Below are 6,018 nucleotides of genomic sequence, written 5' to 3'. Positions count from 1 at the left end.
TGAACAATGGATAATGACCTCTCCTTAAAAGAAGAGGATTGAAATTAAGGAAAATCTTTTTTAATTTCTTCGTAAACGAAGAGGTTTTAGACCCAATTAATCAATTGTCAATTATCAATTATTAATTATCCATTGATAAGTCATCATTGCCAGACAAAATCAATCCTGAACCAAAAATTCAATGTCTCGTTTAGTAAATGGTAAGTCGTTATTGATCGCATCGATTTCTTCTTGTTCCATTTCATTCACCTCACCAATATAGTGGCGCAAAATTTGCATCAGGCGTTGATTATAAAATCGGTGCAGACTGTGATTCGGTGTAGCCGGAAATCCTCGCCGTCTCTTGTGGCGTCCCCCGGCGCCCGGATCAAACATCTTAATCCCATTCGCGATCGCCCATTCTATGGGGGTGTAATAGCAAGCATCGAAATGTAGGCAATCATACTCCTCAAAACAGCCCCAATAACGCCCATACAAATGATCACCCTTATGAATACAAAACGACATTCCCACCGGATGTCGGTCATCATCATCTCGATAAGCCGCCACCAATACCACGCGATGACGATAGTCGGGATACAACTGTTCAAAAAATTTGCGCGTCAGATACTTACTACCCCAAAAAAACTTATCGCAGGTGCTACTATAGAAGTTATAAATCAGGGGAAATAATGATTTGGGAATATCATCCCCGACTAAAGGAATCAAACGCAGTCCAGCTTGGGTAACCGCTTTACGTTCCCGCTTAATATTACGCCGCTGATTGGCGTTAAAGATACTCAGATAATCATCAAAACTACTAAACCCTTTATTCTGCCAAATATAACTGTGATGCAACCAGCTAGTAAAACCATGGCGTTCCATCACCTGTCGCCATTCAGAGTCAACAAAGAGAAAATGACAGCCGCTAATCCGGTTATTCCCGCAAAAGTGGTCAATAGCACTGATCATAATCTCAGTGAGTTCATCTTCATCTTCTCCAGGTGCGATTAAAAATCGGTAACCGCCTGCTGGTGTAAACGGCGTCATTCCCAATAGCTTTGGATAGTAGCGAACGCCTAAGCGATTGGATAGATCTGCCCATTGGTGATCAAAGACAAATTCTCCATAGCTATGACCTTTAATGTAGAAGGGCGCAGCGGCAATAAGCTGTCGGTTTAGCCATACCGTTAAGTGATTGGGCAACCATCCCGTTTTAGACGTCGCACTTCCCGATGTTTCTAAATTATTCAACCAATCCCATTCTAGAAACGGTGTTTTCAGGGGTTGGGCAAGGGCATCCCAAGCCGCTTGGGGAATATCAGCGATTCGGTTAACCCAGGTAACGGAATAGTCAGTATGCGGTTGGTAAACCATTGGGAAAATCTATAATTAGGTCTAGGTTGGCAGGGTTAAAATGAACGGTGAAGATCGTCATTTGTCATTGGCAAGGGTTGGAGGGGTTATTTACATAAGTTAACATAGTAGAGTTTATTTTGACCCTTCACTTCGCTGATAGGGCATGGTGAGTGAATTTGTCGGGGCGGGTTTAGGGAGTAATATTGACTGTTGTTTCCAGCTTGGCTACAAAACCCGCCCTTTATTTAAGAGAGTAGAGACGTTGCCTGCAACGTCTCTACTACTCCCCCATCTCATCCCATCAACAGGCGATAGTGCACAAATAACTCTTGCTCAATCCTCTCAACCGCCAAAAGTTCTAAACGCCTTGCCAATTGCTCCGAAAATCCCGCCCCCTCCACTGGCGTTGGGGCAGCTACACCTCCTAAAATCAGGGGGCAAACTGTGAACCAGAGTTCATCGATTAAATCAGCAGCGAGTAGAGACGCCACTAATTCGCCCCCCCCTAAGACGGCAAGCCGTTGGATTCCCAATTGGTTTAGCTGTTGATAAGCATCATGCCAATTCATCCCATCGCTAGAGGTGTTCACAACCAAAATTCGCTCAAAATAATCTGACTCATCCTGCCATGATGTAGCACCGGCTGGTGTCGTCAACAGCCAACGTGGCACGTTTTGGCGAAAAAAGCGTAATTGCGGATCGAATTGAGCTAGACGGGAGCAAACAATCTGCACAGGTTGGATGGGTAAGCCCCGTTGTTGACGCTGTTGCCGTAAGTGGGGATTTGAGACAATCCGAGTGGTTCTATAAGCCCGGAGAGTCCCTGCTCCGAACAAAACACCATCCGCTAATGCCACCTGGTTTTCCAGATGGGCTTGATCCGCAGGCGATGAGAATCGAGCAGGCGATCGCGTCATGTCCGCAATCTTACCATCAGCACTCATTGCTAGAACAACGGTAGTATGGGGTCGATTGATGGCAGATGTTTCCGGCATAGTTGTCTGGGGCAAAAAACAACAATGGTGACTATTTTGGCGCAATTGACCCAACTATTGTCTGAATATCTGCAACTAAATCAGAACAATCGAAAGAAGTTTTGAATAGTTCTAGGATAGATATAAGGGGTTTTCATGGAGACTCGGTGACTCGTAAACTGTATTAACGATTACTTTTTCTGTTGCGTTTTCTTCCTATCACACCAGCACATCTTATGGCTAAGCCAGGTCAATCCTCCTTTCGTCGTGTTCTGCTGTCACGCCTGTTGTTACTCAGCGTACCAGTGTTGCTCTTGGGAGTTTATGTGACCTACACAAAAGCACGCTCAACGCTTCTCGACACAGCACGTCAAAATTTAACCGAAAGTGCTGTGAGAAAAGGGGACAGCATTCAAGAGGCGATTTCAGCGTTAAAAGCCAACCTGCTGACCGCTAGCCAAGCCATAGTCCTCCAATCTCAGTCATCGACAGCCTATCAACAATTTGTCAATCAACTGGCGCAACAACTACCAACCCCGATCAATTGCGTGCAGTTGAGTGATATCCAGACTCAAGATATCGTTAGCAGTACCTGTGACGAACCCTTACTCGTGACTCAGCCAGTGGTATCGCAATGGTCTAGACAGCAAGGTGAGGTCTCTTCAGATCCGTCTCAAATTAGGGTAACAGTCCTACTTCCCCCAGCACCCTCAACCCCCCCTCAAAAGCAAGCCGAAGCCATCTCAGCCAAAACTCAACTCCCCATTCTGTTGAGTGCGCCCGTTTATAACTCCGATGGTCAACTCCAATATGCTTTGAGTATTCGCTCAATCTTACTTCAGTCCAAATATACCAAGCCCGGTTCACTGTCTGGTGAAGCCGTGGTAATTACGCAAGCGGGTAAGATTCTGGTGCATCCCATCCCCAAGCAAGTGGGACGCAATATCAACGAAGAACCCGATTTCCCAAGATTTCAAAGTCTGGTAGAAGACGCGATCGCAGGTCGTGAATCCTTTATCCATCTTGCCTTAGAAAAGGACGCTCAGGAATTCCTCGCTGGCTACACCGCAATTAAAAGTCCGATTAGCGACCAATCCGACCAACAATGGATTATTCTCGCCGTTACTCCCTTAAAGAGTGCGCTGGTCGGTCTTCAGGATATCCGCCAAGTTCTGTTTATCCTCACCTGTGGCTTAATTGCTGCCAGTATTTTAGCCACGATTTATATTGCCCGCGATTTAGCCCGTCCCTTAGAAAAACTCAGAGATTGCGCCCTCCATGAATCCCAGCTTCACTCTAACTATCGCATTCCTCATACCTTCAAAATTCGGGAAATTAACCAATTAGCCGAAGCCCTTGATGGTATGTTTGAGCGCCTCAAACATTGGGCGGAAGAACTTGAAACCGCCTGGAAAGAAGCCCAAGCCGCCAACCAGCTTAAGAATGAGTTTCTTGCCACGACATCCCACGAACTGAGAACTCCCCTCAATGGTATTATTGGTTCCCTGCGACTGGTCAAAGATGGTTTCTGTGATGACCGCGAGGAAGAACTAGACTTTTTACAACGAGCCGATGAGGCTGCCATTCACCTGTTGAAAATTATCAACGATATTTTGGATCTGGCAAAGCTTGAGTCTGGTAAACTCTCGGTTGAAATTGAACTTATCGATCTGCGTCAACTGCTTGATGAAGTGATTCACTTGCAGGCAGTACCGATTCAATTGAAGGGTATCGATTTCAAGACAAAAGACTTACATGAAAAAATTCCAGTTCGCGCCGATCCCGCTAAACTTAAGCAAGTCCTGATCAATGTTATTAGCAATTCCGAAAAATTTACCGATTCGGGCAGCATTACAGTCAGTACGCGGATTGAACCAGCCAGTGAAAAGACCCAGCCATTAGTAAGTTCTAATGATTCTACCTCTATTGCTCGCGTCTCCAATACCCCCAGCAATGGGCAAGTCACTAAAGATCAGGGAACTGGAGAGTTGCTTTCCCAAGTTGTTGTAACGGTTAAAGATACGGGAATTGGCATCGATCCCGTGCAACAGTCTAAACTTTTTCGTCCCTTTGTCATGGTAGATGGGTCAACCACACGCAAGTACGGTGGTACAGGTCTCGGTCTGGCTATTTCCCGCAACTTGATCGAATTGATGGGGGGGACAATTACTCTGTTTAGTGCTGGAGAAGGTCAGGGAACGACGGTAAACATTAGCTTACCCCTTGTCCAAACAACAGGAAAAGCTACAGAAGCTAAACGGGATAGTCAGCAACCCAAAAAGCTATCAACAGACTTGCCTAAACATCAGGAGTCAATTGGCGAGATTAACGGAAAAGTTACAACCGATTAATTTATCTATCATCCCTGTTTACTGGTAGAAGTCCTGTCTCCAGGTACAGAAGCTTTTGATCGCGGCAAGAAATTTAGGCATTATCGTCGGATTGATACCTTAAAAGAATATGTTCTGATTGAGCCAGACAAAATGAACGTGGAATCCTATCGGCTCAATGAGAAAGGAAAATGGGAACTCACGTCTTATTCATTTGAAGAAACAACGGCTAACGGCACAGAACTAGAGGTGTATTTAACTAGCGTTGATTTCCGATGCCCTATTTCTTTGCTGTATGAAGATGTTGTCTTTCGTGACGTACTCCTACAGTCAATCAAAGATTAGACTGAAAGTTACCGTCTCTGTCTGCTTCACTGTTGTACTTACATTAAATGTGCAGTACAATTATGTCATGAAACTAGCCTACCAATTTAAACTACTACCAACTTTTGACCAACGATGTCGCATGAGCAAATGGCTCGATATGTTGCGGCATCAATACAATTATTTGTTGGCAGACAGGTTTGATTGGTGGGAGATGAATCGCTGTTCAATATTGGTGTTGATGCAGGTCTAGAATATTTTGCCGCTTGCTCTGACGGAACTTTGGTAAAACCCCCCAAGTTCTACCGACATTCTGAACAGAAGCTAGGCAAACTACAAGCTAAAAGAGAGCTAAGAAAAAAAGGTTATACTGCACGCCGCAAACTTAACCAACGTATTGCTAAGTTGCATCAACAAATAGTAAGACAGCGCCAGCAATGGCACTTTGAGTTAGCAGGGGAATTGGTAGATAAAGCTGAGGTCATTTTTGTAGAAGACCTCAAAGTTTCTAACATGGCGAAGCGCAATAAACCCAAACAAGATGAACAAGGAAACTATCTTCCCAATGGACAAGCGGCGAAGTCCGGTTTAAACAAAAGTTTTGCTGATGCTGGGATAGCTGGATTCTTGAACGAAATTCTACCGTACAAGGCTGCAAGAGCTGGACGGTTGGTTGTTAAAGTTAATCCGGCTGGAACATCTCAACATTGTGCAATGTGCTTCAACAGAGTTCCCAAGGAGTTAAGCGATAGGTGGCATGAATGCTCTTGTGGTGCGTCAATGCCTCGTGACCTTAACTCTGGAATTCTTATAAAGAAAGTGGGGTTGGGCGTTCGCCTCACTATAAAACGCGAATCCGGGAATTCTCGGAGGAGAAGCCCACACTCTAATCTTTGATTGAGTCTGGGAGTACTTGACACTCCCCGCCCTATAAGTGCGGGGATTCTTAGTTCCGCGACACACCTTACAATTATCTATCCTTGCGGCAATACTTAAACCAAACACCCGTAGAAAACTACCAAGTATTGAGCCTAATTTAGATAACTCCAGAG

Annotated in this window: 5 protein-coding genes and 1 pseudogene; 4 read left to right on the top strand and 2 right to left on the bottom strand. The window is 45.0% G+C overall.

Translation table 11 applies throughout. The features are described 5' to 3' along the window. Window positions 1–159: 159 nt before the first annotated feature. On the bottom strand, window positions 160–1,356 hold the full coding sequence (locus RLO19_RS29785) for a GNAT family N-acetyltransferase (protein WP_446361220.1): 1,197 nt from the start codon (window positions 1,354–1,356) through the stop codon (window positions 160–162). A 275-nt stretch (window positions 1,357–1,631) separates the two neighbouring features. After that, window positions 1,632–2,333, bottom strand: a complete 702-nt coding sequence (locus RLO19_RS29780) for a RibD family protein (protein ID WP_446361218.1) — start codon at window positions 2,331–2,333, stop codon at window positions 1,632–1,634. A gap of 215 nt (window positions 2,334–2,548) precedes the next feature. Between RLO19_RS29780 and RLO19_RS29775 the strand changes: the two genes are divergently transcribed. From RLO19_RS29775 to RLO19_RS29760, 4 genes and pseudogenes are all read left to right on the top strand, one after another. Then, window positions 2,549–4,663: a sensor histidine kinase gene (locus RLO19_RS29775; RefSeq protein WP_446361216.1), complete on the top strand. Its 2,115-nt coding sequence runs from the start codon at window positions 2,549–2,551 to the stop codon at window positions 4,661–4,663. A gap of 3 nt (window positions 4,664–4,666) precedes the next feature. Beyond that, window positions 4,667–4,987, top strand: a pseudogene (locus tag RLO19_RS29770) (Uma2 family endonuclease); the annotation flags it as partial. Then, window positions 4,938–5,219: a helix-turn-helix domain-containing protein gene (locus tag RLO19_RS29765; RefSeq protein WP_446361214.1), complete on the top strand. Its 282-nt coding sequence runs from the start codon at window positions 4,938–4,940 to the stop codon at window positions 5,217–5,219. The pseudogene RLO19_RS29770 and the gene RLO19_RS29765, both read left to right, overlap by 50 nt. Further along, window positions 5,174–5,863 carry an RNA-guided endonuclease InsQ/TnpB family protein gene (locus RLO19_RS29760; protein ID WP_446361212.1) on the top strand — a complete coding sequence of 230 codons (690 nt, stop codon included), beginning with the start codon at window positions 5,174–5,176 and terminating at the stop codon, window positions 5,861–5,863. The genes RLO19_RS29765 and RLO19_RS29760 overlap by 46 nt, the downstream gene beginning before the upstream one ends. The last annotated feature ends 155 nt before the right edge of the window (window positions 5,864–6,018 follow it).

Origin of the sequence: Coleofasciculus sp. G2-EDA-02, from assembly GCF_040226375.1 — a bacterium.
In the GTDB taxonomy this organism is placed as follows: Bacteria; Cyanobacteriota; Cyanobacteriia; order Cyanobacteriales; family Coleofasciculaceae; genus Coleofasciculus.
The sequence above is the reverse complement of the archived record's forward strand: the minus strand, read 5'-3'. Positions and strand labels throughout refer to the sequence as shown.

Excerpts from the sequence above, each read along its gene's own strand:
- RLO19_RS29785 (WP_446361220.1), bottom strand. The coding sequence starts at position 1,356 with ATGGTTTACCAACCGCATACTGACTATTCCGTTACCTGGGTTAACCGA.
- RLO19_RS29780 (WP_446361218.1), bottom strand. The coding sequence starts at position 2,333 with ATGCCGGAAACATCTGCCATCAATCGACCCCATACTACCGTTGTTCTA.
- RLO19_RS29775 (WP_446361216.1), top strand. The coding sequence starts at position 2,549 with ATGGCTAAGCCAGGTCAATCCTCCTTTCGTCGTGTTCTGCTGTCACGC.
- RLO19_RS29765 (WP_446361214.1), top strand. The coding sequence starts at position 4,938 with ATGAAGATGTTGTCTTTCGTGACGTACTCCTACAGTCAATCAAAGATT.